The sequence below is a fragment of the Pseudoalteromonas sp. TP27 genome (genome assembly GCF_056470645.1).
In genome coordinates this window covers 30,798-52,681 of sequence record NZ_JARDAK010000015.1, presented here as the reverse complement: position 1 = coordinate 52,681, position 21,884 = coordinate 30,798, and the positions used below count along the sequence as shown (strand labels likewise).

The window sequence follows — 21,884 nt, the reverse complement described above, 5'->3', positions numbered from 1 at the left end:
AAATGTGGCCATTAAAAATTAATTAAAGGCAATGCTAAGTATTTAATTTACCGACCTTTTAATTTGTCGGCTTTTGCTAATCTATAACCTAAAAAGAACCCGCTTAGAGCACCAAATAAATGGCTTTCGAACGAAACATGATAACGCTGTGGTAGTACACCCCAAATGAAACCGCTATAAAGTACAGCCACTACAACAGCAATTATAATTGATTTTAATGAGCGTCTTACTAAGCCGTAGCATAGAATAAAGCCCCACAGGCCATATATAACGCCGCTTAAACCAACATGTATGTTACTTCGGCCAAATGCCCAAACTAACAACCCGCCCACTAAAGCAGTAAAAATAAATACATTATAGAAACGTTTTACGCTGTACTGACAAATTAGCCAACTTAACACCACAAATGGGATCATATTACTGGCGAAGTGCCACCAGCTACCATGTAAAAAAGGTGCGCATAGTATGCCAATTAAGCCTTGGATACTGCGTGGATATATACCTAAACCATTTAGGTTTATACCAGGAAGGCTATTGATCACCTGTAGTACGAAGCAAAGAACAACAACACTAAAAATTGCAAAACGTGTACTGGTTAGTAATGACTGTGTGGTTGGCTTGGTTGCCATATAATCGCCCTAATTGACTTTAAGAGTTGCCAGTATAGGAATTGTATTTGCTAATGAAAAGCAATTAAAAAAGCACAGCGCAAAAACGCTGTGCTTTCTTACTAATTAATCCCAATTAACCTAACTTAGTTAATAGTTTTTTAGCTGCTAGTTCAGAGCTTGCTGGGTTTTGGCCGGTAATTACTAAACCATCTACTAGTGCTAATACACCCCAGTCGTCAGTTTTTTGATAGTCACCACCTTTTTTAATTAACTCGTCTTCCACTAAAAATGGCACGATATCGGTAAGCTGTACTGCAGCTTCTTCAGAGTTAGTAAAGCCAGTTACTTTTTTACCAGCTACTAGCGCATTGCCATCGGCATCTTTAACATTCAAAAACGCTGCACTTGCATGACATACCGCTGCAACAGGTTTTTGCTCTTTTACAAAGCTTTCGATAAGTGAAATTGAATCGGTGTTATCAACCAAATCCCATAATGGACCGTGACCACCTGGGTAAAATACCGCGTCAAAATCGCTAGATTTTACTTCACTCAACACTTTAGTATTTGCCATTAGTGTTTGTGCTGCGCTATCTGCGTCGTAACGTTTAGTTGCATCTGTTTGAAAATCAGAAAGTGTGCTTGTTGGATCAATCGGTGGTTGACCGCCCGCTGGAGACGCTAGTGTTACCTCAACACCTGCATCAACAAATGCATAATAAGGGGCTGCAAATTCTTCTACCCAAAAACCTGTTTTTTCGCCAGTGTTACCAAGTTCTGCGTGAGATGTAAGAACCATAAGTATTTTTTTAGACATTGAATATATTCCTTCTGATGATTTAAATTAGTAAGTCTTGCTTACCAATTACTATATGCACTAACAGCGGTTTAAACAACGATGATAAATTCAACTTTATTGGTTTAATAATTGATACAATAGAAAGGTTGAATTTAAAATATGCTACGGAGCGTTTATGAAAGTGTCGTTTGAGCAGTTAAAAAGTATGGTCGTATTTGCCCAAATAGTAGAGCAGGGCAGTTTAACTGCTGCCGCTAAACAGCTAGGACTTACGCGAGCCGTAGCCAGTTATCATTTAAAAAAGTTAGAAACGCAGCTTGAAATTACTTTATTAAATCGCTCAACTCGTACCATGGCGCTGACTGAGGCGGGTATTGCTTATTATGAGCGTTGTAGAATAATTACCGAACAAGCTAATGCAGCTAATCAGCAAATAGAAAATATAAAGAGTGAGCCACAAGGTTTACTTAAAATTAGCTGCCCTGTGAATGTGGGAATGCAGCTAATTGTGCCCGCAATAAATACGTTTAAGCGCCAATACCCTAAAATTAAAATAGACTTACAGCTTACTGACGATGTGGTTGATATTATTAAAAATGGATTTGATTTTGCAATTAGAGGGGTTGCATTGAGTGACTCCAACTTGCAAGCAACCAAGCTGACGACAATGAGCACCTGTATTTGTGGTGCGCCGGATTACTTTACCCATTTTGGCAAACCTAAAACGCCTTTAGAATTAGCAGAGCATCAATGGGTGGTTTATCAATTGGGTAGTAAAACATTAACACTTCAAAAAGATGGAAAAAAACACGACATCATAATGCAAGGTGGTTTAAGTACTAATAACGCCGCTGCGCGTACCGCTTTTGTCGAAGCGGGACATGGCATTGGCCGTATTCCGCTTTATGATGCATGGCCAAAAGTGCAAGCTGGGTTATTAGAAATAGTATTAGATGATTATAAAAGTAAAGACATTGAGCTATACGGCGTATTTCCACCAGGGGCTGCGGGCTCTAAAAAATTACGGTTGTTTATTGATTATTTAAAAGCTTATTTTGTAAAACAGCATACCGCCTTAGGTATGCTTAAAAGTTTTTAATAATATAATGCTTTTATAAAGTTCGATTAAATAGTGCCACCGCTTGCTGGTACATGTTAATGGCAAGGGCTGCATCGTATCGCTCGCCTTCATCGCGCATAAAAGCATGCTGCGCATTAACTTCTTGCCATTGGTAATTTATCCCCGAGGCAACAGCTTGTTGATAAATTTTAGTACGACCTTCTTGCGGTACGTGGGGATCTTGTTTGCCCCATATAAAGTGAATTTCACCTTGTATGTCAGCCATGCGCTCAAATGAGTTATTGCCAGCTTGTGCAGGCAATGTATCGCTGTGAATGTCTGTAGCGTATAAACAAAATGCCGCTTTAGTGTCAGGATTTAGCGCTGCTCTATAAGCTAAATGCCCGCCAATACATACGCCCATTGCGCCTACTGTACCTGTGCAATAGCTTTGTTGTTTTATAAAGTCGATCATGGCTTGAGTGTCGCTATCATGATGTTCAAGTGGCTTTGCCCACTTGTCGGCATTGCCTTTATCTTTACCTGCATCATCGTAAGCAAGCACAGTACCTATAGGGTTTAGCTCGTGAAACACTTCAGGCACTAATACTACAAAGCCATGACTTGCTAAAATAGTGGCGCTGCGTGCAATAGGGGCGGTTTGCTGAAAAATCTCAGAGTAAAAAATAACAGTAGGGAATTGCCCTTGCGCTTGTGGGCGATATACGGTTGTTCGCATTAAGCCTGTAGGTGTTGGCAAGTCAGCATTATGTTGTTGGATTATCATAAAGGCGCTCAGTTAAATAAAATTATATATAATGATATGGTAACTGAGCGCGATAAAATAAACGACTTTTGTGGGCATTTTTAAATACTTGCAGGCATTTTATTACAACTAGCGTAATAACTTACGGTAGCCGGCCAATCTGAAAATATAGCCATTACCCCTACGTCTTTTGCGAGTACATCAACTACCGTCATCATATCGCCATCGTTATCTATCACATCAGCGATTGATTGATAATAATAGCCGCCGCCTTCATTAAGTGGTCCTGAGCGTTCAAGGCTCCATGCAATAAGCTCTAATCCTGCCGTTTTAGCGTCAATTGCGTATTGCGATGGCACAATATTACTTTCGCTGTCTATTGTTAGCATCATCCAAATAGGAGGGGCTAAAATTTTAACGCCATCGGCAACAAGTTCATCCATACTCGGTTGCCATGTTTGCGGGTTACTTGGATCAAATCCTGCTTCGCTGTCGCGACCATCTAGGTATACGCTTTTATCTGCAAAATCAGGGTTGGTATTAATCCAGTATTTTACGTCATTAAGATTAAACGATTGCGGATAAACTTTTGAGGCTGGCACGCCCATTTGTGTGTACTCGTCTAGCATTTTTTGCGCGTATTGCTCTTGGGTCATTCCATTAAATGGCATACTTACTTGCGGCGATTTAAGTTCTGGGGTCATTTTTACGCCCATCTCATTAAACAATGCAATACTTTGCTTATGAGTCATTAATGTCCCTTGGGTCGCATATAAGTCAGTGCGCCAATTGGGCGTACCATCCATGTAATCGGCAACGGTGGTTGCATTTGTGTTTGCACCATCCATTTTACCTTCAAGGGTTAAAAACTCCGCTAAGCTTATATCACTGGTACAGCATTTAGCTGAAGCGGCAATATCATTAGCAGGGTCTGCGGGTGTAAAAGGGACACTGCATTTGGCTGCAAGTTCTGGAATGGCCAAAATATTGGTTGTGGTGTGTAAGTCGCATTGAGAGTGGCGGCATACAAGCTCTTTGTCGTTTGTAAAAGTAACATCGCATTCAACAATACCTGCGCCCATTCTAGCTGCTGCAATGTAAGCTTCTTTAGTGTGTTCAGGATATTGCATTGACGCACCGCGATGACCAATTGAAAAGTCAGTACGGTAAAAGGGGCCTTCTTTGCACGACTCTAATTGTGTTTTTAAAGCGCTGTCGCTCATATCATTGACTAAATAATATGGACGAGTGCCTAGTTGAATATCTGGCGCGTTACCATTTGGTACTTCTACAATAACAGGCGTAGGAACTTCAACAACCTCAACTTCGGTGTTGGTAACAACCACTTCTTTTTCTACTATTTTTACATCGTCATCGCAGCCTGCAAGTGTGGCTAACAATATACAGCTTGTAAGTAAGGTAATACGCTTCATTATTTATCCTTAAAAAGTAAAATTTGTACTACCTTAATGATTATTAATGACAATTTAGCTACAAGCTTATTAATTTACTTTTTATTAATAATTTGATTCACTATTAATGCACCTAACATTATAGCAGCTCCAATACTTAGCCTAACTATATCCGCGTCTCTATTCCATATAAGGACATTAACTATAATACCAGCCGGAATAAGTAAGTTATTCATTACGGCTAAAGCTCCAACGTTGACAAGCGTTGCGCCTTTATTCCACATAAAGTAGCCAAGGCCTGATGCAACGATTCCTAAATAAACCAGTATGCCCCACTGTGTAGAAGTGCTTGGTAATTTGCTCGAATTACCAAATAACGCATAACAAATTGTGGCAATAATAAGTGCGCCTATAAAAAACCACCCAAATACGGTTTTATCATCAAGCTGGTTGTTCATCATTAAGCGTTTATAGGTCACTTGACCTACAGCAAAACTGATATTAGCGCCTTGAACGAGCAATAATCCGATTATGAAGTTGTTATTTAGGTTTTCATAACGAATGGTAATTGCACCGATTACGGCAATAAGCGCGACTATAAAAAAGCGTGGGTTAAACTGTTTATTCAATGCATCGTTTAATAAAGTGATGTAAATAGGGGTCATTACTGTAAATAGCAGTACTTCGGGTACGGTTAAAAATAAAAATGAGTGGTAATAAAAACTGTACATAATACCAAGCTGTACAGCGCCAATCAGCATAAGCTTTAAGGCTAAAGGTTTAGGCGTTGTTTTAAGTTTTAAAAATGGTAAAAATACCAGAGTGGCTAGTGCTATGCGAATTAACACACTAAACCATGCATCAACCTGGCCGGCTAAATACACGCCAATTAAACTAAATGAAAATGCCCAAAGTAAAGTTACTGCAAATAAGTACCGCATAGCTGTCGTCTTTAAATAATTAATGGCAGCAGTTTATCTGTTATAAATTGATGTATAAACAATAAAAGCCCGCAAGCGGGCTTTTATAAAGTCTAAAATTAATAAACTATGTTACTAATTACTCAACTAAGTTATTAATTATTCGACCAAACCACGGCGCTTAAGTAATGCGTCGGTTGTTGGTTTTTGACCTCTAAACTCAATGTAACTTTGCATTAAGTCGCGGCTGTTACCTTTTGATAGGATTTCTTTACGGAACTTATCACCATTTTTACGTGTTAAGCCGCCGTTATTTTCCATATGCGCAAAGGCATCTGCTGCAAACACTTCAGTCCAAAGGTATGCGTAGTAACCCGCTGAATAACCACCTGCAAATGTGTGACTAAAGAAGTTTGATTTGTAACGCGGTGGAACAGGGTAGTAAGCAATACCGTGTTTTTCTAGCGCGTCTTGCTCAAATTTTTGAACGTCAGTAATCTTTTTATCAGAACCAAATGAATGCCATTCCATATCAAGCAGTGCAGCGGCTAAATACTCAGTAGTGCCATAACCTTGGTTGAATTTTTGCGATTCTAGAACTTTATTAAGTAGCTCTTTTGGAATTGGCTCACCTGTTTTGTAGTGCTTAGCGTAGTTAGCAAGTACAGTTGGTTCAATCATCCAGTCTTCGTTTGCTTGTGACGGAAATTCAACAAAGTCACGCGCCGTTGCAGTACCCGCTAGACTTGGGTATTTAACATCTGAGAATAAACCATGCGCAGCATGACCAAACTCATGGAACATTGTAGACACTTCGTCAAACGTCATTAACGTTGGCTCGCCTGCAGCTGGTTTTGGAATGTTTTGTGCGTTGTAAATAACTGGCTTAGTACCAGCTAGGCCACTTTGGCTTACGTATGCACTCATCCATGCACCGCCACGCTTACCTTCACGTGCATATGGGTCCATGTAAAATAAGCCAATAGCGCTGCCGTCAGTGTTAAATACTTCGTACGCAGTTACATCTTCATGATAAACAGGTAGGTCTTTACGTTCTTTAAACGTAATACCGTATAGTTTGTTCATAGCAAAGAATAAACCATCGTGAATAACCGATTGCATTTCAAAGTATGGTTTAACTAATGCTGGATCTAAGTTGTACTTTTCTGCACGTACTTTTTCAGCATAAAAAGTCCAATCCCATGGTTTAAGCTCAAAGCTCTCACCTGAATCGTTAATTACTTTTTGAATTGCTGCAGCTTCAATTTTAGCTTTTTCAACTGCTTTTGGTGCAAGGTCATCAAGGATGCCGTAGACGTTATCAGTTGTTTGTGCCATGCGCGAAGTCATTACATAAGAAGCCCAATCTTTGTAGCCTAAAAGCTCTGCTTTTTGAGCGCGTAGGTTGGTTTCTTTAATAATGATAGGGCCGTTAGTTTTTGCTGCACGGTTTGCAGAGGCTTTAAAAATACGCTCACGTAGGTCGCGGTTTTCAAGGCTTGATAAAATAGGTTGTTGCGTTGTATTTACCAAAGTGATCATGTAGCCGTCTTTGCCCGCTTTTTTAGCCGAGGCTGCAAGTCCTGCAATTTCACCTTCAGAAAGACCCGCTAATTCACTTTTATCTGTAACTACAATAACGTCTTCTTTAAACGATTTTAAAATGTTTTGTGAAAACGCAGTAGATAGCTGAGCTAGCTCTGAGTTAATTTCACGCATTTTAGCTTTCTCAGCATCGTTTAATTTAGCACCTGCTTTTACAAACTGCTTGTAGTAAAAATCAACAAGGCGTTGATCTTCAGCGTTCAATTTATCTTGGTTATCGTAAATTGTTTGTACGCGCTTAAATAAAGCACCATTTAGGTAAATATCATCTGAGTGAGCAGATAATACAGGCGCCATTTTTTTACTTATGCGCTGGTATTCGTCATCTGATATTAAACCCGATAAATTAAAAAACGCAGTTGATACGCGATTTAATAGCTCACCTGACAACTCCATTTTAACTAATGTGTTTTCAAATGTAGCTGGAGCAGGGTTGTTAGCAATAGCTTGTACTTGTGCCGTGTGCTGTGCAATACCTGCATCAAAGCCTGCCTCGTAATCTTTTGTACCAAATTTATCAAATTCTGGTGCCATATATTGCAATGGGCTTGGCTTAAATAAAACATTGTTTGCGTTCATGTCTTGCACTTGTGCTGCGCCTTCTTTTGCCATGTTTTGTGTATCGTTAGATGAACAGGCAGATAATATTAAAGCACTAGCAATAGTAGTGGCGATCAGGGTTTTACGCATAATAACTCCATAGAAAGATTAGCCGGAATAGGCTTTGCGAGTCGAAAAACCTAGTTAACTTATCAAATTTTGGGGTTTATACAATAAAGTTTATCGGTATTAAGGGGGATTTTAACGCAAATTAGCTAATATTTAGCTTTAAGGGAGGTAAAAGTAGCTCTAAAAGTAAACGTAAGAGCTACTTAATTATACGATTGTGTGTTTTAAAGGCGGTTAATTATAACCAAGAACAAATTTTCTTTCTGAGCCAAAGCTATTAGATTGCTGTCCAAACTCTTTATTAATAGTTGCTAGAGTTTGCTCTTGTTCGGCTAGCAAGCATAAAACTTTATTTCGATAATCTAGGCTGCTTTCAAACAATTTTAAATCTACCTGCGGCTGCAAAGTAGCGAGTCTTTGATTTAAGGTAAGTTGTGTCATATGTGATCTCCAGTGCTTGTACACTATTTATATAGCACTCGGTGCAATAAAGAGTTAATAAATTGTTCATAAAAAGTATATTGAACTTATTAACTTGGCGTTTTAGTTATATTATGACTGCTAAACTTACCCAACACTGAACCGCTTTTACTTTACAGTGATTTAAATTTAAAGCGCTCCTTTGCTTGTTTTGGAAAATAAATGACCTTAGAACACATAAACCAAATTCTTGCCTTTGTTGTATTTAGTTACAGCGATGTACACATTACCGTAGCAAAAATTATTCAAGTGCCTTTAATACTTTTCGCTATTTGGTTTATTGTTACGCGCGTTGGCAAGCTAATAACAAAAACGTTATTGGCAAAAAAATTAAGCCAAGATGCCGTGCATTTATTTACCCGAATTTACTTTATTTTAAGTATCGCCGTTTTAATTTTTACCTCATTAGAGGTGTTAAACATTCCGCTGACTGCATTTGCTTTTGTGTCAGGTGCGATAGCTATTGGCGTAGGCTTTGGTGCGCAAAATATAATTAATAACTTCATTAGTGGATGGATATTAATGTGGGAGAGACCAATACGTATTGGCGACTTTTTAGAAGTGGGCAATGCAAAAGGCGTGGTAGAGACGATTAATACACGCTCTACACGTATTCGCCGTAACGATGGCGTTCATATGCTTATCCCAAATAGTCAGTTATTGGAGAATACAGTAACAAATTGGACACTGATTGATGGTAATGCACGATCATCGGTAAGTGTAGGCGTTGCATACGGATCAGACGTGCTGCTGGTTAAAAAGTTAATTCAGCAAGTACTTGATGACCATGAGGCTATTTTGACTAATCCAAAATCGTCGGTATTGTTTGATGACTTTGCAGATAGCTCGCTCGTCTTTAATGCTATTTTTTGGGTATGTGCCGAGTCTGAAACCATGCTTAGAAAAGTGCGCAGTGATATTCGCTTTAGTATTTACGCTGTATTTGAAGAGCATGATGTTGTTATTGCTTTCCCCCAGCGTGATATTCATATCGATGGTCAAATTGCAATTAAGCGCCCATAATCCAAGTACAGTCACTATTGGAAGTCGCTCGCGGGCGACTTTTTATACAAAAGGAGGTGTTTCTATTTTAGGTTAACATGTAAAACAATCCCTTCTTCCTACTTCATTTCATCAAACCCAATAAAGGACATATGTCCGCATTAAGAGGGTTTTTCATCTAAATAGTGGTAAAAACACGCGATTTTGTAGTTAAATGTTGCAAAAAAGTTTCTGCTTATGTCTATATTTATGCAGTAAAGTTGTCACATAATGATATAATCTTCATCGTTCGTTCAGCCTTATAACATCGTTTTTGTACTCTCGGTAATAAGGTCCGCGCGCATGACGCAAGTCGCGAAAAATTGAACGAGCCCGCAATGAATACATTGCGCAACACAAAAAACCGTTGAACAAGAGTGCACAAAAAAGGTTAAACCCAACATGAAAGCAATGAAAAGATCTACGTTAGCTACCCTAATCAATGCAACGTTGTTCTCTGCAGTAGCAGGTACTTCATTTTCTTCTTTAGCTGCACAAGAAGCAGTTAAAAAAAGTAATCAACTAGAAGTTATTCAAGTAACAGCTCGTAAACGCGTAGAAAACGCTCAAGAAGTACCTGTAGCAGTCTCTGCACTTCAAGGTGATAACCTTGATGCGTATAGCTCAGCTGGTATGGACATTCGTTTTTTAAATGCGAAAATTCCAAGTTTATCTATTGAATCTTCATTTGGTCGTTCATTCCCACGCTTTTACGTTCGTGGTTTAGGTAATACCGATTTCGATTTGAATGCATCACAACCAGTATCACTTGTTGTTGATGAAGTCGTTCAAGAAAATGCAATTTTAAAAGGCTTCCCAGTATTTGATGTTGAACGCGTAGAAGTATTACGTGGACCACAGGGAACTTTATTTGGGCGTAATACGCCAGCTGGCCTTGTTAAGTTTGATACTGTTAAACCAAGCCAAGAATTTGATGGCTATGGCTCTGTTTCATATGGTAGCCGTGGCGCTGTAGACACAAGTGGTGCTGTAGGTGGTGCTTTAACTGACCGCTTATCTGCTCGTGTTTCATTATTATGGCAAGATAAAGACGATTACATTGATAACCAAGCTCCAGGCTTTGAAGCTAAAGACGAGCAAGGTGGTTACACTGAAAAAGCGGCACGCGTTCAGTTTTTATATGAAGGCGATGATTTTACTGCTTTATTAAATTACCACACACGTGATTTAGATGGCTCGCCAATTGCCTTTCGTGCAAACGTAATTAAACCAGGTACTAATGAGCTTGTAGACAACTACGAAAGTGATGTTGTTTATCAAGATGCAGCATCTCGTTCTACTCAACAAGTAGAATCGGAAGGTGCAAGCTTAAAGCTTGAGTGGGAACTTAAAAACCACACAATCACGTCTATCTCCGCATGGGAAAGTGCTGAAATATATTCGCGTGCCGATATCGATGGTGGCTACGGCGGCTTTTCAATAGATGATGTACCTGTTGCTATGGGACCTGATTTTATCCCATTTTCTAATGAAAGTGCTGATGGCATTCCAGATCACGACCAGTTAACGCAAGAGCTACGCTTATCTAGTAACTTTGATGGTGATTTAAATTATCAAGTAGGTGTATTTTACTTTGATGAAGAGCTAACAATTGAAAACTTTAGTTATGACACTTCAAATGATGGTGTTTTAAATGGCTTTGTTCGTCAGCAACAAGATACAACAGCATGGGCAGTATTTGGCTCTGTAGATTATGTCGTATCTGATGATTTAAAAGTAACAGCGGGACTTCGTTATTCAGATGATGAAAAAGATTTTGTAGCTGATCGTACACTTAGCCCAATTGGCGCTGGTCCAAAAACTATTCCTGAAAACGTAAGCGATAGCCATGTAAGTTGGGATTTATCTGCAAACTACAAAGTAAACGATGATGTTAACTGGTACGGACGTGTAGCAAACACATTCCGTGCACCAAGCTTACAAGGGCGTATTTTGTTCAGTGAAGAAGTTACAACAGCTGAATCAGAAACAGTAACATCGTACGAAACGGGTATTAAATCAGACGTGTTAGACGGACAAGGTCGCGTTAATGCAACTGTGTTCTACTACACAATGAGCGATCAACAATTGACTGCTGTAGGTGGTGATACTAATTCTAGTAGCTTAATCAATGCAGACAAAACAACGGGCTACGGCTTCGAGCTAGACACACAGTGGGTACTAAGTGATGAGTTTAATGCAACATTTAACTTAAGCTACAATAAAACTGAAATAAAAGATGACAGTATATCAATACCAGTACCTGACCGTGACACATTAAACGTGACTGATCCAATTAATAATTCAGGCTTTGCAATACTTGATGGTAATAGCTTACCGCATGCTCCTGAGTGGATCTCTAACTTTACGCTTCGCTACACTAAAGAATTAGCCGATGGTAACTTCTTCGCTAGCGGTGATATTTCTTATCGCAGTAAAATCAATATGTTCCTTTACGAATCAGTAGAGTTTGAAGGTAAAGAGCTTATTGAAACAGGTTTGCGTACAGGTTACACATGGTCTGAAGGTGATTATGAATACGAAGTAGCCGCTTTTGTTCGTAACTTATTTGACGAGCAACAAGTTATTGGTGCAGTAGACTTTAATAACAATACAGGTATTGTTAATGAAGAGCGCTATGTTGGTGCTGAATTTAAAGTTAACTTTTTCTAAACGTTAACCTAAATGTATTAATTTTTAAAAGCCTGCCTTGTGCAGGCTTTTATGTTTTTATAAAGCTGGTAAAGTAGCGTTAATTAATTTAAAGAGATAAGAAAATGGCTGGATTTTGGAATTACCGTGTAATTTTTTGTGAAGCAACGAAAGACGAAGCAGCGCAATATCAAATACACGAAGTAGAATATAACCTAAATGGTAAAGTAACTAACTGGTCAGAAACAGGCGCAGCCCCTTTTGGTACAACACTTGATGAGTTGAAAGATGACTCAGATCGTTTAAAAACAGCATTTGAAAAACCTGTACTTAAAGTTATGCGCAAAACGCGTGGCTATGAGCTTGTTGATGTTGATACGGGTGAAGAAGCAACGGGTGAGCCACCAGCAGGTTTGACTCAGTAATAGTATTAATAAAGGCGCTTAGGCGCCTTTTTTATTGTCAAAATTTAGCTTAGGTTAAATAATACCAATCTGCTTATATATGGGGTCTATTTAACGTTAAGAAAATTACGCTAGAACTAGGCAAAAGTTTTTGTATCTAGTTGTTCTAAATAAAAAATTTTTAACGACGTTATAGTGCAATTTAATTCGTTAAATTGATCAAAGATTTATGCAGGTTGGTATAAGGAGTGAGGATGACATTACAAGCAGTATTATTTGATATGGATGGCACATTAGTTGATTCAGAAAGCATGCATTTTGTATGTTGGAGTCAACTACTTAAGCCTTATGGTGTTAGTTATTTAGAAAGTGATTTTTGTCAGCGCTTTTCAGGACGGCCTACTTTAGAAGCTGCAATAGAAATTAAGCAAGAGCATAACTTATCAGTAAGCGCACAGTTTTTAGCGGATGAAAAATACCGCTTGTTTGGCGAATATGTAATAACACATTTACCACCACTGATGCCGTTTACTGAGCAAACGTTGAAAGCTGTAAAGGCGAGTGGCTTAAAAATGGCGCTAGTAACAGGCAGTGCTAAAAGTGAAGCCATGCCAATACTTAAAGGTTTAGGCTTTTATGAGCTGTTTGACACGGTAGTAACAAAAGACGATGTAACTAATCCTAAACCAGCAGGAGACCCATATTTATTGGCGCTTGAGCAGATAAATATACAGGCAGGCAATGCAATTGCTGTTGAGGATACATTTACCGGCGTTACGGCTGCCAATAACGCCTTATTGCGTGTTGTAGCCATTGCCAATAGCCATACTCAAGGGCATGACTTTAGCAAAGCGACGTATCAAATGAGCAACTTAGATGAGTTTTGGCAATGGGTGTAATCTCAACTATAGTTTAAGCCAACTTTGACTTGCTTGGATGCGCTAATGTTTACTATCAAACATCTACTTTTTATTACTGTAATACTTTTTACGCAATGCATAAGTGCAGCACAGCCGTCTGTTTTATTAGCGAAAGTATATGATGAAACTAAACATTACGATGTAAGTAAGTATTTAGTCAGCGAGAAATATGATGGTGTAAGAGCCATATGGACCGGCACGCAGTTTGTTACTCGCAAAGGAAATATTATTAATGCACCAACTTGGTTTACAGCGCCATTGCCAAATATATGGCTTGATGGTGAGTTGTGGACCAAACGTCAGCACTTTTCTGAGCTTAGTGGCATAGTCAGAACTAAAATCCCTAACAATCATGATTGGCAAACTATCACTTATAAAGTATTCGATATGCCTGATGAAAACCTACCTTTTAACTCTCGTTATAAAAACTATAATGAACTTATTACTAGCCTAAACTCGCCGAATATTAGCGCTGTGGCGCAATACAGTTTTACTAATAACGAACAGCTCACTGCTTACTTTAAAAAAATAACTAAGCAGGGAGGCGAGGGCGTAATGCTTCATTTAGCAAGCGCTAAACACAGTGATGGGCGAAGCAATGCCTTACTAAAATTAAAGCCTTATTTAGATGCGGAAGCAGTTGTGATTGCGCACTTACCAGGCAAGGGTAAATACCAAGGTATGTTAGGCGCATTAAGGGTAAAAACAGCACAAGAGCAGGTGTTTTCTATTGGTACAGGGTTTAGTGATGAAGAACGTAAAAACCCACCAGCCATAGGAAGTATTGTCACGTACCGATTTCATGGTTTAACAAAAAATGGTTTACCGCGTTTTGCTAGTGTTTTACGAGTAAGAGAGAGTTTATAGCATTTATAATTTTTACAAAGTGTGCTAAATTGCGCGGCCTTTTTGGTAATGTGTGGTGAAGTATGTTTGTAGGTTTTGATTACGGTAGTTCTAATTGTGCTATGGGTGTGATGAGCGAGGGTAATGTTCAATTAGTACCGCTAGAGCAAGGAAAACATTACTTACCATCTACACTTTACACTCATCACAGCGCCTTGGTTGTTGACTTTGTTGCTAAACATTTACATGGCACAGCTTATGAGCGTGATTTTTTAACGCAGCGCCAAGCATTATTAAATACCTTGCCTCGAATTAAATCAGATCTTGATTTACAACCTTCAGATGAAACCCTATTTATTGGCCGTGAAGCAATTAGCGAGTATGTACAGTTTCCTGAAGAAGGGTACTTTGTTAAGTCTCCTAAATCATTTTTTGGCGCAACGGGCCTTAAACAAGGTCAAATCAACTTTTTTGAAGATATCGCAACAGCGATGATTCTAAAAATAAAGCAACGTGCTGAGCTCTCTCTAGGTAAAACCCTCACACAAACAGTGATTGGCCGCCCAGTAAACTTTCAGGCTGTGGGTGGCGAGCAATCAAACCAACAAGCGGTAGGTATTTTAGAACGCGCAGCTAAACGCGCAGGCTTTAAAGACGTAGAGTTTTTATACGAGCCGTTAGCTGCTGGTATCGACTACGAGAGTGATTTAACACACGATCAAAAAGTACTCGTTATTGATATTGGTGGTGGTACAAGTGACTGCTCGTTTGTACAAATGGGCCCAAGCTTTAGAGGAAGTAGTCAACGCGATAGCGATTTTTTATCACACAGTGGTAAACGTGTTGGCGGAAACGATTTAGATATTGCATTGAGCTATCATGGTTTAATGCCATTACTGGGTTTAGGCAGTACGTTTAAGTCGGGCTTACCATTACCAAATCAAGCATTTTGGCAAGCGTGTAAAATTAACGATGTAAACTTACAAAGCCAATTTTATAGCGAAAGTCATACTCGTGAGCTAAATGCACAATTACGTGATGTAAGTGCACCTGAACTTTATAAGCGTTTAATACATTTACAACAAAACAAGCAAGGCCATCAGTTAGTTCAACAAGGTGAAGCGGCTAAAATAGCACTTTCATCTACAAGTACATTTGATTGTGATTTAAGCTTTTTAGATAATGGGCTGAATAAAAATGTATCGGTGAGCGACTTAAGTGTTGCCGTAGAGAGCAGTATTAGCCAAATAGTGACCTTAGCAAAACAAGCTATTAGCGATGCTGCAACTACGCCAGACGTTATTTACTTAACAGGTGGTAGTGCACAATCACCATTGATTAAAGCAGCTTTAAGTGAACATTTAGGTGATATTAAAATGGTTAACGGGGATCACTTTGGTAGTGTAACTGCTGGCCTGACTAAATGGGCCAGCATGCTTTATAAGTAGCTTAAAAATTTAAAGATCTATTTGTCGGGTTGCGAGGTATTTTTCGTAATCTGGCAATGTCCGCTCAAGCTCTACGTCCATAAGCGGTGAGCTCAATAACATATCGGCGCTTACTTCATTACACGCCACCGGAATATTCCAAACCGCTGCTAAACGTAGCAGTGCTTTAACATCAGGATCATGAGGCTGCGAAGCTAATGGGTCCCAAAAAAATATCAAAACATGTATTTCATGCTCCGCTATTTTAGCGCCAAGTTGCTGATCGCCGCCCATTGGGCCACTTAAAAGTTGGACTATATCAAGCCCTGTGGTTTTTTGGATTAAATGCCCCGTAGTACCGGTGCCATATAAAGTGTGTTTGCTTAATATGTCTTTATGCTTTTCACACCATATTTTTAATGCTGCTTTTTTACCGTCGTGTGCAACTAATGCAATATTCTTTTGCGCGGGAAGAGATTGTGTTTTTTGTTCCATGCTGATTCTTTTTATTAGTTAACCACTGTTTTGGTTAGTTAAAATAATAGATTGATAGCAAGGGCAATAAAAACAATACCGGTGATCCTATCAATCCAAAGTTGGCTATTTGGGTTACGTCTAAAAAACTGCGCAATTTTGTCGCCAAAATAAATATACGTGCAGTCAATCGGAAAAGCAAAAATAGGGTAAAGCAAACCAAAAAAGGCGAGCTGGAAAGTAGCCGATGAAAGCGTGGGATCTACAAACTGCGGAATAAATGCAATAAAAAATAACGCTACTTTAGGATTTAGTACCTCAGTCATCATGGCTTGAAACATGACATTACTTTTTTTACTGGTACTAATATGCGGTTTGCTTTCACTGGCAGAGTCGGCTGTAGATTTAGAGTGCTTTAATGTGCTCTTGATCATCATTAAGCCTAGGTAACACAAATAAGCTGCACCCGCATACTGCACGGCGCTATAGGCTGTGGGTGATGCTTTTAATACGGCGCTTAAACCAATCACTGCAAAAAAAGTATGAACAACGCCACCTAATGCAAAACCAAAGGCACTTTGCATACCAGCGCGTCGACCATTTGCAAAGGTTTGTGCCATCAAAAATGCATTAGATGGCCCAGGCGCTACTGCCATTAAAAAACTAGCCAATAAAAAAGAAGCTAAAAAGTCAGGGTTGATCATTGTGTTCTGCTAGTTGGATGCAAAGTATGGGCTTTTTTGCTCATTAAAATAAACCAAAGCGGAGCTAGTAATAATAAGTGAAAAGCAATTAGCCATGGTGTGCTTAGCCCTAAATACTGGGTCAATACTACCAATATGCTAGCGCCACTCATTTGCATTGCACCGAGTAGCGCAGAGGCTGTGCCTGCTTGTTTAGGAAAGCTAGATAGAGCCATACCTGCAGCCGACCCTAAACTTAAAGCAAAGCCTAATGCTGCAATTAAAATAGGTAACATAAGCGCAAATGCAGTTTCTATACCGCTAAGCGCGAGCATTAATAATCCTGAGAAAACCAGTATACTTACGCCTACACGCAAAGCGCGCTGGCTATTTCGTTTAATGTACGTTGGTAATATAAAACTTGCGACAATACTTATTACGGCATTTAGCGTAAACCAAAAAGTAAAGTCGGCTACTGTGCCGCCTAAATGTGTAATGAGCCAGCCTGGAGCGAGCGTTACGTACACTAATATAGCCGACATGGCGACCATACAAATTAGACTATTAAACAAAAATATTGGTGTTTTAATAATCGGTGTAAAACGACGTAAATCTAAAATATGGCCCTGATAATGGCTATCGGCAGGGCGAGTTTCTCTAAAAAAGAATAGGGTAACAATAAGGCCCAAAATGGCAAACGCGGTTAAAAATAAAAAGTTCATACGCCAGCCAAATTGTACGGTGAGCCATGCCCCTAAAATAGGCGCTATTGCCGGAATAAAGCACACAATTCCGTTAAGGTAAGTGATCATTTGTCCGCTTCGTTCACTACCATATTTGTCACGCACTATCGCAAATGCAACAACAAATGTGGCACAAGCGCCAAAACCTTGAAGCGCACGTGCAATCATCAATATTTCAAAAGAAGGTGAGTAATAGGCAAGTAATGCTGAGCCTGCATATAAACTTATACCCACTATAGCCACTGGTTTTCGGCCAAATTTATCAGCTAAAGGCCCCGCAATTAACTGGCCTAAACCCACTGTTAGCATAAAAATAGCAACGGTTTGCTGTACTTGTTGTTCTGTTACTGCAAATTGTTCTGCAATAGTTGGAAAAGCGGGTAAGTAAATATCGATTGCCATAGGGCAAAATATAACGAGTAACGCTAAGATAAGTAATAAAGTCATATTTGGTTTAGCGGGCTGTGTTTGCATTGAGTCTCCTTTTGCTGAGTATTTTAGGTGGGCACTCGTAAAAAAGAAAGGGCTTATGGCCCCAACATACACCGTCATTCTTATTTTTTGATTGGATTGAACTAAAAAGACAGTATAAATGCGCTTTTTAAAACTGGTCTGATGTGTTAATTTGAAAAAAGTAACTGTTGATGGAAAAAATAATAATGAGTAATAAATCTGCACTTGTACAAACATGGCATAAATTTAAGCGCCTACCTTTTGGGAATTGGCTTTTCACTAAAGCTGTTTGCTTTAAAGCGCCATACTTTGGCTCTATGAAACCTTACGTACTTGACCTTCGAGAAGGGCATTGTAGCGCAGTGGTTAAAAATCGTCGCAGCGTTCATAACCATATTGGAACTATTCATGCTATTGCGCAGTGTAACTTAGCTGAGTTGTGTGCGGGTGTAATGGTTGATGCAACAGTGCCAGTTAAAACCCATCGTTGGATCCCAAAAGGGATGACTGTTCGCTACTTAGCAAAAGTAGATACTGATGTGACTGCAATCGCTGAAATTGATTTACCACATAAATGGGTTGATAAAGAGGACTTAGTAGTACCCGTTAAACTTTATAATACCCGCAATGAACTTGTTTTCACTGCCGATATTACAATGTATATTACAGAGAAAAAGTAACTTACTTTTTCTCTACAGCTTTCTTATTAGTAAAAGATAAACCACTAGCATCATCTTCTTTAAGCAATACTTTAACCTCACTTACAGGCTTAGATTTATCATTAATCAATTCAACGTTTTCTTTTTCAAAGCGCTGCTTTAAGCTGCCTTCAATAACTGCACCAGCATCAATACTCAACGTATCATGTAATACATCGCCATTTACATGTGCCGTATGCTGAATTTTTACTTCACTGGCATTTAAGGTGCCAATAATTTTGCCTTTTACAACAACACTTTTAGCTTCAACAATGCCTTCAACAACCCCAGTAGAACCTATAACTAAATGTTCAGCTTTAATATCACCATCTATACGACCATCTAGCTGCACTTCTCCTTGGCTGATTAAAGTACCAGTCATACGTACATCTTCAGAAATGATAGAGGGTGTTTGATTAGTCTTTTTTAAAGGTGAGTTATTTGAAGATGAATTATCTATTTTTTGCTTTTTTTTACTGAACACTAGAAAACGCCTTTGTTATTTTTAGAGGATTGACTTGCTTGCCATTAAGTAATACTTCGTAGTGCAAATGAGTACCTGTACTTCGACCGGTGCTACCCATTAGACCAATTACGTCGTGTTTAGTGATCAGCTGCCCTTTTTTAACTTTGATTTTATTTAAATGACCAAATCGTGTTACTAAGCCATTTTTATGTTCAAGCTCAATAAAGTTACCATAACCGCCGTTGCGACCAGCTCTAAGGACTACAGCGTCTGCTGGGGCAAATATCTCGGTTTTATGCCAACCGGCTAAATCAACTCCTTTATGAAAGGCATGATTACTATTCATTGGATCTTTTCTGAGCCCAAAATTACTCGAAATATAATATTTAGCATTAACCAAAGGAAGTGTATTTGGCAGCTCAGTTAAAAAGTTCTCTAAATTATTTAATACTAACAATTTATCAACAATGGCTAAAAAGTGGCTTGGAATTTTAGTTTCGTCAAATACATCAAGCGGACCACCTTGTGCTGTGACTTGTGCACTTAATATTAAATGCTGTTCAAGTGCCGACTCAAGACCTGCACCTTTAACCATAGATAAAATAGCTTCGTGTCGTTCTTTTATCTGACTACCTAAAAGAGTAAAATTTTGTTCGTAATAGTTATTTAAACGAACAGATCTTTCTGTAAATGTAATTGGGCTTATTGATTGTACTTGTTTATCTTTTTTATTTTCATCGATTAACGGCTCATGAAACTCACCGCTACTTTCATTAATTGGTGATTGAAGTTCCTCATCAAATTTAATTGCATCTTTACTAATCGAATTTGGAAGAGATTCTATCATGCTCTGTAGCAGCGCTTGTTTTTGCTCAAGTACTGCAAGTTGTTCTAACTGCGTAGCTTGAAGGGCATGTTGTTCAGAGGCTTTTTGTTGCCAAAGTGTTTGTTTATTTATTTGACTTTGTTCTATATCAGTAATTTTATTTGTTTGTGTGTAAACACGATAGCTCGAAATACTCAGCCAAGTGAAAGTGACTAAAATAAGCAATGCTACAAGAAGTTGAAACCAAGGTGCTAAAACAACATGCTTAACTTCGCCATTTTGACGAATAAGTAGCTGACGAGCTGGGAAAAATTTATGATAAAAAGACTTTATAAATAATGACATGGCATATAAACATTGGCTATTAACCGAATTAAGATAGCAATTTGAGATTAAAAAGCCAGAGAAAAATTGTAACTATTCGAAAATTAATAAAAAAGGGCTGCTTTTAGTGTGTAGCCCTTTTATATTTAATTTATTAAAACGTATTATTTTGTAGGCAGTACCGTGCTCTCTACTGAGCCAAAACCTATACGTACATAGCCTTCTTTTTCACACCAGCCACGCATAATAACGTTATCGCCATCTTCTAAAAAGCTACGTTGTTCGCCATTGCTTAACGTGATTTTTTCTTTGCCGCCACGAGAAAGCTCAAGTAAAGAGCCCGCTTCTTCGTGCGTTGGACCAGACTGAGTGCCCGAGCCTAACATGTCACCTGGCATAAAGTTACAGCCATTTACTGTGTGGTGAGTAACCATTTGTGCCACAGTCCAGTAAGAGTGCTTAAAGCTAGATGTTGATACGCGTGTAGGGTTATGACCTTCGCTGCGCATTTTTTGCGTTTGAATTTTCACATCCATTTGAATATCAAAAGCACCTTGCTCACGGTTAGCATTTGATTCTAGATAGTCCATTGGTTGTGGATCGCTCTCATCACGTGTCCAGCTTGTTCTATAAGGTGCTAACGCTTCGGTTGTAACAATCCAAGGTGATACAGTTGAGGCAAAGTTTTTAGCTAAAAATGGACCAAGCGGTTGGTATTCCCATGCTTGTAAATCACGTGCAGACCAATCGTTAAATACACAAAAGCCAAATACGTGGTTTTCTGCATTTTCAATCGCAATTGCATCGCCCAGTGCATTACCTTTACCTAAGTAAATACCTACTTCTAGTTCGTAATCAAGGCGCTTACACGGGCCAAATGACGGTACTTCTGCATCTGGCGCTTTAGTTTGACCTTTAGGGCGATGAAATGTTTGACCCGATACGCCAATTGAAGAAGAACGACCATGATAACCAATAGGTACCCATTTATAGTTAGGTAGTAATGGGTTATCAGGGCGAAATAAACTGCCCACGGCTGTTGCATGGTAAATAGAGGTGTAAAAGTCGGTGTAATCACCGATGCGACAAGGTAGTGAAAACTCTATATCAGATTGTGCAACAAGTGTATCGCTAAGTGCTTGTTGGTGCTCAGAGCCTGTTCGTAGTGCTTTTGAAAGCGCTAAACGAAGTGCTGACCAATACTGCTCCCCTAAACCCATAAATGTATTTAGGGTTGCTTCACTTGCTGCATCAGCGGCTGTTTTAGCATCACCTGTTAAAACGTTTAATTTGCTCAGTTTTGCTAAATCAATTACTTGCTCGCCAATTGCAACACCACCACGAAAGGCTTCATCAGAGCCTTTACGACGAAACTCTGCAAACGGTAAGTTTTGAATAGGGAAGTCACAATTATCAACATTAGCTGACTCTACCCAACTGGTTAAATTAATATCATGGGTTTCGTTAATTAGGCTCATTACATTTCCTTTGGATTTTACTGTATGGCGACAAGGTATAGTTTATTTAATCATACTTGTACTTGGCGCAATACTTTTTAAATATTAAAACGACAAAAAGCAGCGAAGTTCGCTGCTTTTAATTTAC

The 21,884-nt window shown here is 38.9% G+C and carries 21 protein-coding genes; 8 read left to right on the top strand and 13 right to left on the bottom strand.

Annotated features, from left to right (window positions below):
• Positions 1-47: 47 nt before the first annotated feature.
• On the bottom strand, positions 48-629 hold the full coding sequence (locus PX700_RS16005; protein WP_479521247.1) for a rhomboid family intramembrane serine protease: 582 nt from the start codon (positions 627-629) through the stop codon (positions 48-50).
• A 115-nt stretch (positions 630-744) separates the two neighbouring features.
• Positions 745-1,428 carry a type 1 glutamine amidotransferase domain-containing protein gene (locus PX700_RS16000; protein ID WP_165721308.1) on the bottom strand — a complete coding sequence of 228 codons (684 nt, stop codon included), beginning with the start codon at positions 1,426-1,428 and terminating at the stop codon, positions 745-747.
• A 157-nt stretch (positions 1,429-1,585) separates the two neighbouring features.
• On the opposite strand from PX700_RS16000, the gene PX700_RS15995 reads away from it, so the two are divergent.
• Positions 1,586-2,509 carry a LysR family transcriptional regulator gene (locus PX700_RS15995; RefSeq protein WP_479521246.1) on the top strand — a complete coding sequence of 308 codons (924 nt, stop codon included), beginning with the start codon at positions 1,586-1,588 and terminating at the stop codon, positions 2,507-2,509.
• A 13-nt stretch (positions 2,510-2,522) separates the two neighbouring features.
• Here the strand turns inward: PX700_RS15995 and PX700_RS15990 are convergent, their stop codons facing one another.
• The 5 genes from PX700_RS15990 to PX700_RS15970 all read right to left on the bottom strand — a co-directional run bounded on the left by PX700_RS15990 (position 2,523) and on the right by PX700_RS15970 (position 8,283).
• Entirely contained in the window at positions 2,523-3,257 is a 735-nt protein-coding gene (locus tag PX700_RS15990) for a dienelactone hydrolase family protein (protein ID WP_479521245.1), read from the bottom strand.
• Between the two features lie 80 nt (positions 3,258-3,337).
• Positions 3,338-4,669, bottom strand: a complete 1,332-nt coding sequence (locus PX700_RS15985) for a glycerophosphodiester phosphodiesterase family protein (protein WP_479521244.1) — start codon at positions 4,667-4,669, stop codon at positions 3,338-3,340.
• Between the two features lie 74 nt (positions 4,670-4,743).
• Positions 4,744-5,589, bottom strand: a complete 846-nt coding sequence (locus tag PX700_RS15980; protein WP_415638328.1) for a carboxylate/amino acid/amine transporter — start codon at positions 5,587-5,589, stop codon at positions 4,744-4,746.
• Between the two features lie 138 nt (positions 5,590-5,727).
• Positions 5,728-7,863, bottom strand: coding sequence for a M3 family metallopeptidase (locus tag PX700_RS15975; protein ID WP_479521243.1), 2,136 nt, complete (start codon positions 7,861-7,863; stop codon positions 5,728-5,730).
• 213 nt (positions 7,864-8,076) lie between these two features.
• Positions 8,077-8,283, bottom strand: coding sequence for a hypothetical protein (locus tag PX700_RS15970; protein ID WP_058547334.1), 207 nt, complete (start codon positions 8,281-8,283; stop codon positions 8,077-8,079).
• Positions 8,284-8,484: 201 nt separating this feature from the next.
• Between PX700_RS15970 and PX700_RS15965 the strand changes: the two genes are divergently transcribed.
• The 6 genes from PX700_RS15965 to yegD all read left to right on the top strand — a co-directional run bounded on the left by PX700_RS15965 (position 8,485) and on the right by yegD (position 15,633).
• Positions 8,485-9,345, top strand: a complete 861-nt coding sequence (locus PX700_RS15965; protein WP_415638330.1) for a mechanosensitive ion channel family protein — start codon at positions 8,485-8,487, stop codon at positions 9,343-9,345.
• Between the two features lie 420 nt (positions 9,346-9,765).
• A complete protein-coding gene (locus PX700_RS15960; RefSeq protein WP_479521242.1) occupies positions 9,766-12,036 on the top strand; it encodes a TonB-dependent receptor in 2,271 nt (756 codons plus the stop codon).
• A gap of 104 nt (positions 12,037-12,140) precedes the next feature.
• Positions 12,141-12,440, top strand: a complete 300-nt coding sequence (locus PX700_RS15955; RefSeq protein WP_007581307.1) for a hypothetical protein — start codon at positions 12,141-12,143, stop codon at positions 12,438-12,440.
• 233 nt (positions 12,441-12,673) lie between these two features.
• Positions 12,674-13,318, top strand: coding sequence for an HAD family hydrolase (locus PX700_RS15950; RefSeq protein WP_479521241.1), 645 nt, complete (start codon positions 12,674-12,676; stop codon positions 13,316-13,318).
• Positions 13,319-13,363: 45 nt separating this feature from the next.
• Positions 13,364-14,206: a DNA ligase gene (locus tag PX700_RS15945; RefSeq protein WP_479521240.1), complete on the top strand. Its 843-nt coding sequence runs from the start codon at positions 13,364-13,366 to the stop codon at positions 14,204-14,206.
• Positions 14,207-14,268: 62 nt separating this feature from the next.
• Positions 14,269-15,633, top strand: a complete 1,365-nt coding sequence (gene yegD / locus PX700_RS15940) for a molecular chaperone (protein WP_479521239.1) — start codon at positions 14,269-14,271, stop codon at positions 15,631-15,633.
• A 9-nt stretch (positions 15,634-15,642) separates the two neighbouring features.
• Here the strand turns inward: yegD and PX700_RS15935 are convergent, their stop codons facing one another.
• Genes PX700_RS15935 through PX700_RS15925 form a run of 3 tightly spaced genes read right to left on the bottom strand, consistent with a single transcriptional unit; the run spans position 15,643 to position 17,986 of the window.
• Positions 15,643-16,107, bottom strand: a complete 465-nt coding sequence (locus tag PX700_RS15935) for a methylglyoxal synthase (protein ID WP_479521238.1) — start codon at positions 16,105-16,107, stop codon at positions 15,643-15,645.
• 38 nt (positions 16,108-16,145) lie between these two features.
• On the bottom strand, positions 16,146-16,790 hold the full coding sequence (locus tag PX700_RS15930) for a LysE family translocator (protein ID WP_415638335.1): 645 nt from the start codon (positions 16,788-16,790) through the stop codon (positions 16,146-16,148).
• On the bottom strand, positions 16,787-17,986 hold the full coding sequence (locus PX700_RS15925; RefSeq protein WP_479521237.1) for a multidrug effflux MFS transporter: 1,200 nt from the start codon (positions 17,984-17,986) through the stop codon (positions 16,787-16,789). Before PX700_RS15925 ends, PX700_RS15930 begins: the two co-directional genes overlap by 4 nt.
• A 185-nt stretch (positions 17,987-18,171) precedes the next feature.
• Between PX700_RS15925 and PX700_RS15920 the strand changes: the two genes are divergently transcribed.
• The gene (locus PX700_RS15920) at positions 18,172-18,645 is read left to right on the top strand and encodes a hotdog fold domain-containing protein (protein WP_479521236.1); all 474 of its coding nucleotides are present in this window, start codon (positions 18,172-18,174) and stop codon (positions 18,643-18,645) included.
• Position 18,646: 1 nt separating this feature from the next.
• Here PX700_RS15920 and PX700_RS15915 read toward each other — a convergent pair whose 3' ends face one another.
• The 3 genes from PX700_RS15915 to fahA form a co-directional block, all read right to left on the bottom strand.
• Entirely contained in the window at positions 18,647-19,147 is a 501-nt protein-coding gene (locus tag PX700_RS15915) for a bactofilin family protein (RefSeq protein WP_479521235.1), read from the bottom strand.
• On the bottom strand, positions 19,137-20,300 hold the full coding sequence (locus PX700_RS15910) for a M23 family metallopeptidase (protein WP_479521234.1): 1,164 nt from the start codon (positions 20,298-20,300) through the stop codon (positions 19,137-19,139). Before PX700_RS15910 ends, PX700_RS15915 begins: the two co-directional genes overlap by 11 nt.
• 143 nt (positions 20,301-20,443) lie before the next feature.
• The gene (gene fahA, locus PX700_RS15905) at positions 20,444-21,757 is read right to left on the bottom strand and encodes a fumarylacetoacetase (protein WP_479521233.1); all 1,314 of its coding nucleotides are present in this window, start codon (positions 21,755-21,757) and stop codon (positions 20,444-20,446) included.
• Positions 21,758-21,884: the final 127 nt, after the last annotated feature.

Excerpts from the sequence above, each read along its gene's own strand:
- PX700_RS15955 (WP_007581307.1), top strand. The coding sequence starts at position 12,141 with ATGGCTGGATTTTGGAATTACCGTGTAATTTTTTGTGAAGCAACGAAA.
- PX700_RS15985 (WP_479521244.1), bottom strand. The coding sequence starts at position 4,669 with ATGAAGCGTATTACCTTACTTACAAGCTGTATATTGTTAGCCACACTT.
- PX700_RS15950 (WP_479521241.1), top strand. The coding sequence starts at position 12,674 with ATGACATTACAAGCAGTATTATTTGATATGGATGGCACATTAGTTGAT.
- fahA (WP_479521233.1), bottom strand. The coding sequence starts at position 21,757 with ATGAGCCTAATTAACGAAACCCATGATATTAATTTAACCAGTTGGGTA.
- PX700_RS15980 (WP_415638328.1), bottom strand. The coding sequence starts at position 5,589 with ATGCGGTACTTATTTGCAGTAACTTTACTTTGGGCATTTTCATTTAGT.
- PX700_RS16005 (WP_479521247.1), bottom strand. The coding sequence starts at position 629 with ATGGCAACCAAGCCAACCACACAGTCATTACTAACCAGTACACGTTTT.
- PX700_RS15930 (WP_415638335.1), bottom strand. The coding sequence starts at position 16,790 with ATGATCAACCCTGACTTTTTAGCTTCTTTTTTATTGGCTAGTTTTTTA.
- PX700_RS15925 (WP_479521237.1), bottom strand. The coding sequence starts at position 17,986 with ATGCAAACACAGCCCGCTAAACCAAATATGACTTTATTACTTATCTTA.
- PX700_RS15995 (WP_479521246.1), top strand. The coding sequence starts at position 1,586 with ATGAAAGTGTCGTTTGAGCAGTTAAAAAGTATGGTCGTATTTGCCCAA.
- PX700_RS15960 (WP_479521242.1), top strand. The coding sequence starts at position 9,766 with ATGAAAGCAATGAAAAGATCTACGTTAGCTACCCTAATCAATGCAACG.
- yegD (WP_479521239.1), top strand. The coding sequence starts at position 14,269 with ATGTTTGTAGGTTTTGATTACGGTAGTTCTAATTGTGCTATGGGTGTG.
- PX700_RS15910 (WP_479521234.1), bottom strand. The coding sequence starts at position 20,300 with ATGTCATTATTTATAAAGTCTTTTTATCATAAATTTTTCCCAGCTCGT.
- PX700_RS15965 (WP_415638330.1), top strand. The coding sequence starts at position 8,485 with ATGACCTTAGAACACATAAACCAAATTCTTGCCTTTGTTGTATTTAGT.
- PX700_RS15945 (WP_479521240.1), top strand. The coding sequence starts at position 13,364 with ATGTTTACTATCAAACATCTACTTTTTATTACTGTAATACTTTTTACG.
- PX700_RS15920 (WP_479521236.1), top strand. The coding sequence starts at position 18,172 with ATGAGTAATAAATCTGCACTTGTACAAACATGGCATAAATTTAAGCGC.
- PX700_RS15970 (WP_058547334.1), bottom strand. The coding sequence starts at position 8,283 with ATGACACAACTTACCTTAAATCAAAGACTCGCTACTTTGCAGCCGCAG.
- PX700_RS15975 (WP_479521243.1), bottom strand. The coding sequence starts at position 7,863 with ATGCGTAAAACCCTGATCGCCACTACTATTGCTAGTGCTTTAATATTA.
- PX700_RS15935 (WP_479521238.1), bottom strand. The coding sequence starts at position 16,107 with ATGGAACAAAAAACACAATCTCTTCCCGCGCAAAAGAATATTGCATTA.
- PX700_RS15990 (WP_479521245.1), bottom strand. The coding sequence starts at position 3,257 with ATGATAATCCAACAACATAATGCTGACTTGCCAACACCTACAGGCTTA.
- PX700_RS16000 (WP_165721308.1), bottom strand. The coding sequence starts at position 1,428 with ATGTCTAAAAAAATACTTATGGTTCTTACATCTCACGCAGAACTTGGT.